Annotated in this window: 5 protein-coding genes; 2 read left to right on the top strand and 3 right to left on the bottom strand. The window is 44.0% G+C overall.

Features of this window, described 5'->3' with window-relative positions:
- Nucleotides 1-741: DUF4070 domain-containing protein (locus H6F50_RS26000; protein ID WP_190430937.1), on the top strand; the 741-nt coding region annotated here is incomplete at its 5' end.
- 90 nt (nt 742-831) lie between these two features.
- The gene (locus H6F50_RS26005; protein WP_190430938.1) at nt 832-2,421 is read left to right on the top strand and encodes a B12-binding domain-containing radical SAM protein; all 1,590 of its coding nucleotides are present in this window, start codon (nt 832-834) and stop codon (nt 2,419-2,421) included.
- 215 nt (nt 2,422-2,636) lie between these two features.
- On the opposite strand, the gene H6F50_RS26010 is transcribed toward H6F50_RS26005, so the two are convergent.
- The 3 genes from H6F50_RS26010 to H6F50_RS26020 all read right to left on the bottom strand — a co-directional run.
- Entirely contained in the window at nt 2,637-3,185 is a 549-nt protein-coding gene (locus tag H6F50_RS26010; RefSeq protein WP_190430939.1) for a DoxX family protein, read from the bottom strand.
- A gap of 225 nt (nt 3,186-3,410) precedes the next feature.
- Nucleotides 3,411-4,250, bottom strand: coding sequence for a DUF1838 family protein (locus H6F50_RS26015; protein ID WP_190430940.1), 840 nt, complete (start codon nt 4,248-4,250; stop codon nt 3,411-3,413).
- Between the two features lie 44 nt (nt 4,251-4,294).
- A partial coding sequence (locus H6F50_RS26020) for an ABC transporter ATP-binding protein (RefSeq protein WP_190430941.1) occupies nt 4,295-4,792 on the bottom strand: 498 nt, incomplete at its 5' end.

Below are 4,792 nucleotides of genomic sequence, written 5' to 3' on the forward strand. Positions count from 1 at the left end.
ATTGAAACGCCGGATGAAGCCAGTTTGCAGATGACGAAGAAGTTTCAAAATAACCGAACTTCGCTTGCTGACTCGGTAGAAACCATCACGCGGGCGGGGTTGCGGGTGATGGCTGGGTTTATCATTGGCTTTGATGGAGAAAAATCAGGCGCAGGCGATCGCATTGTCCGCTTTGCCGAACAAACGGCGATTCCGACGACTATTTTCGGAATGCTACAAGCTTTACCCCACACTGCCCTCTGGTTCCGCCTAGAAAAAGAGGGGCGATTGCTGGATAGCGCATCGGGCAACCAGTTCAATGTGATGAATTTTATCCCGACCCGACCCGTAGAAGAGATTACCAGGGAATACATCAACGCCTTCTGGGATTTATACGATGCTGAAAAGTTTTTAGATCGGGCTTATCGCCATTTTCTGATGCTGGGCGCACCCAAAGTAAAAGTTCCTTTTAAAATGCCGGGTCTGATGGAGTTAAGGGCTTTGGCAATTGTGGCGTGGAGACAAGGCATTAAGCGTCACACTCGCTGGAAGTTCTGGCACCATCTGTTTAGTATCATCAAACACAACCCTGGTGTTTGGGATCATTACCTCACCGTCTGTGCCCACAACGAACATTTTCTCGAATATCGCCAGATTGTCCGCGACCAAATTGAGGTGCAGTTAGCTGAGTATCTAGCACAACAATCGAAACAGGAAGCTAAAGTTTCCCCTGTGAAAAACAGCGTCGGTGCGAGTGCGTGATATCAAGTGAAAAATGGGGAATTAGAAATTTTTTACCCATTTTTCATTCCTTCTCATCAATGACCAATTAAGCGTGAGGATTGTCAATTAATGCGAGTTTTACTTTTATATCCGCTATTTCCGAAAAGTTTTTGGTCTTTTGAAAAAACTTTAGCCTTGCTAAATCGTAAGGCAATGTTGCCGCCTTTAGGTTTAGTGACCGTTGCCGCAATTTTGCCCCAAGAATGGGAGTTTAAGCTAGTAGATCGAAATGTTACCCAAATAACTGAAGCTGAATGGGCATGGGCAGATTTAGTAATTCTGTCGGCAATGATTGTCCAAAAAGAAGATTTGCTAGATCAAATCAAAGAAGCAAAGCAAAGGGGTAAGTTAGTCGCAGTCGGCGGCCCTTATCCTACGGCTTTACCTCAAGAAGTAGAATCAGTCGGCGCAGATTATTTGATTTTGGATGAAGGGGAAATCACCCTGCCGATGTTTGTGGAGGCAGTGCAACGTGGCGAAACTTCGGGAACTTTTCGGGCGGGAGGAGAGAAACCGGATGTCAGTTCCACACCTGTTCCCCGCTTTGATTTACTAGATTTTGACGCTTATTCAGAAATGTCTGTGCAGTTTTCGCGGGGATGCCCATTTCAATGCGAATTCTGCGACATTATTGTCCTTTACGGACGCAAACCGCGCACGAAAACACCAGCCCAATTACTAGCAGAATTAGAACGCCTTTATGAGTTGGGTTGGCGACGCAGCATTTTTATGGTGGATGACAATTTTATCGGGAATAAGCGGAATGTCAAGTTATTCCTGAAAGAGTTGCAACCGTGGATGGTGGAACATCAGTATCCTTTCTCTTTTGCTACGGAAGCATCGGTGGATTTGGCAAAAGATCAAGAATTGATGGATATGATGGTTCAGTGTAATTTTGGGGCGGTGTTTTTAGGAATTGAAACACCCGATGAGGAGAGTTTAGCACTAACTCAGAAGTTCCAAAATACGCGAGATTCATTAAGTGATTCCGTTCAAGCGATCGCGCGATCGGGATTGCGGGTGATGGCTGGGTTTATCGTAGGCTTTGATGGAGAAAAACCCGGTGCAGGCGATCGCATTGTCAACTTTGTCGAGAAAACGGCAATTCCCACCGCTTTATTTAGTATGTTGCAAGCTTTACCCGATACCGCCCTTTGGCATCGGTTAAAGAAAGAAGGGCGGCTGCGAGGCGAATCTGCCAACATCAATCAAACGACATTGATGAACTTTGTGCCCACACGTCCTCTAGAAGACATTGCCCGCGAATACATCGATGCATTTTGGACATTGTACGATCCGGAGCGTTTTCTAGACCGCACTTATCGTCACTTTCGCATATTAGGAGAAGCGACGTATCCGAATAAGGGCAAACGTGCGAAGAAGAAAATAGATTGGGTTGTGATTCGAGCCTTATTAATCATTTGTTGGCGACAAGGCGTACTTCGTAAAACTCGTTGGCAGTTCTGGCGCAACTTGTTTAGTATGTATCGACACAATCGAGGTGGAATCAGCAGTTATTTAGCAGTTTGCGCTCAAATTGAGCATTTCGTAGAGTATCGCCAGATTGTCAAAGAGCAAATTGAGGCGCAGTTGGCAGAGTTTATGGCAGAAGACGCGGTTCAACAGCCGCAAGAGGTGAAAACCCCAGTGAATGCGTAGGGTAGACGACACCTCAGATCCTCCAAACCCCTATTATTTAAGAGACTGACTTAATAATGGGGTTTGGAGAATCGCAGAATAGCGCCCATAAAGTGACTGAGGATGAGCAATTTCTTTATTTAAAACTGGTATATAGCAATCCTGTTTTAGTTGCGAGATGCCAGTGGTTTAAATCCCCAACTTATCCAAGAAGTCGGGAATCTTGCTTTCAGGAATCATTTAGGACTGGTATAGGTAGACAAACGTTTTTGCCGTCTGCGTCTTGTCCAAAAGTTGTTGGCAAAGTTGAGTATGTTTTTGTCGCGATGATCTCCTGAACCTGCAACAGTCCGCCTGTTGCCAAGCCAGCGATCGATGGAGTAAATATTGAAGCTGCTACCAGCTAGCAATATAAATAGCACAATCCCGTAGATAAGCATCGTTTGTGCTGCACCCCAGTTTTGTATGGATGTGACACCCATCATCAAGACGATCATCAGGATAAATGTTGCGATTAGGGCGCTGCGCGTTGCTAATCCAATGGAGATCAATACTCCCACGATTAATTCAACCGGGGGTACTAAGTAAGAATTGATCCTCACCAAAAATTCCGGGAAATAAGAATTTGCAAGTTGGTTGACAGTATTTTCAGCAAAACCGGGAATATTGCCGATGCGAGTAAAGCCGTGATTAAAGTAATTCACGCCGATCAGAATTCGCAGCAACAAATAGGCGATCGCAATATCCCTAGTTTTTAGACCAATATAGGGTCTATTTTCAGTCATTGCTATAACTCCAACTGTGTTACTTAAACTTTAATTGATTTTAACTGTAGAGATTTGAATTAATTAAAGTTTAATGAGAAATGAATTAGCCAAGCTAAACCTACCAACCCAAATAAGTCTGTTTTTTCCCTTTTTGAATAGCAGCCAACAAGCGCTATTCTCCGAGTGTTGAAGTTATAAGGTAAAATCCTGAGTTTTGTTATTTGTCAAGAGTAAGAATCGGCTTTATTCAATACAAGGCTCATCTATAATCGGGGCGGGTAGTGGAAATTCTTCTCCTCGTAGGTAGGCATCAAATTGTTTGTCAAAACGGCTCCAACTGGTAGCAATCGAACGCTGAATTCTACAGGTTGGAGCTTCGCGGAATAAAGGCAGCCGATGTTCGATTTGTTCTTTAATGGCTACAGGGATATCTTCAAATACATCAGTTTTATTGCCAGTGTAATTTAAGACTAAAAAGCCGGGTTTCCCCTTCATTTTCATCCACGGTTCCCACGGCCCCATGCGGTAATAAGAAAGTGTAACAGCGCGATTGTCGCTAGCACTGATGGGTTCGTCAGTTAGTATTTTTGTCGGAAAAATAAATTTGTAGGAATCCGACGATTGGATATACTTCTCTGGCGAATAATCTGCAAACTTGGGGTTCGTTGATAACGGGTTGGGCAGTTTCATATTAAAATCTAATGAAACTGAGGATATTTCTGAAGTTATGTGAGCATCTATCTGTTGTGGAATCTGGAACTCCTGGTAGTCATAAGAACGGTGCATAATATTCAGTGTTTCACCTGACCAGGGGTTTTTCCAACTTTTTAGAATTTCTCCAGTTTTGGGATCGAGATAAAGTGTAATTTTACGACTTACAAGCGTCCAGCGGGATGTTGAATTATCTTGAATACAGCGCGAGATATCAACGCCTAAGAAATCAAACAGATGAACAGGTTGATCGTTATCTATCGGATGGGCATACATAGCACCTGTAGCCGGGAAATAGTGAGTTTTACTGTCACTGCTACAGCGTAGTTTGACAAACTGCTCATCGGTAATTGTTGATTTCGTTAAGGTCATAGTTTGCGCTTCCCCAAAGTATAGATTGAGCTAAGGATGAATACTTAACTAGTAATTTCTCGCCCTCCTGCTGATATCTTGATTCGGTCTTGCTGACGCTGCTGAATCTGTTCTAGACTGCCGGTAGGAATGGCGGCAATTAACTGGCGCGTGTATTCTTGCTTCGGTTCGCGGTAGAGATTTTCAGCGGAGCCAATTTCTTCGATTTTGCCTCGATTCATGACCATGATGCGATCGCTCATAAATTTCACTACGCTCAAGTCATGGGAAATAAAGATGTAAGTTAAGCCAAATTCACTTTGGACTTCTTTGAGCAAATTCAGCACTTGCGCTTGTACGGAAACATCTAGCGCCGAGACGGATTCGTCGCAGATGATGAATTTGGGATTGAGTGCCAAAGCACGAGCAATACAAACCCGCTGGCGCTGTCCGCCAGAAAACTCGTGGGGATAGCGATTCATCCAGGCAGGATTTAAGCCTACACGCTCTAAGAGATAGGCTGCGCGATCGCGTCTTTCCTTAGAATTCTTCCCATAGTGATG

Origin of the sequence: Coleofasciculus sp. FACHB-712, from assembly GCF_014695635.1 — a bacterium.
Lineage (GTDB): Bacteria > Cyanobacteriota > Cyanobacteriia > Cyanobacteriales > FACHB-T130 > FACHB-T130.

Coding starts and splice junctions, on each gene's coding strand:
- H6F50_RS26005 (WP_190430938.1), top strand. CDS start 832: ATGCGAGTTTTACTTTTATATCCGCTATTTCCGAAAAGTTTTTGGTCT.
- H6F50_RS26010 (WP_190430939.1), bottom strand. CDS start 3,185: ATGACTGAAAATAGACCCTATATTGGTCTAAAAACTAGGGATATTGCG.
- H6F50_RS26015 (WP_190430940.1), bottom strand. CDS start 4,250: ATGACCTTAACGAAATCAACAATTACCGATGAGCAGTTTGTCAAACTA.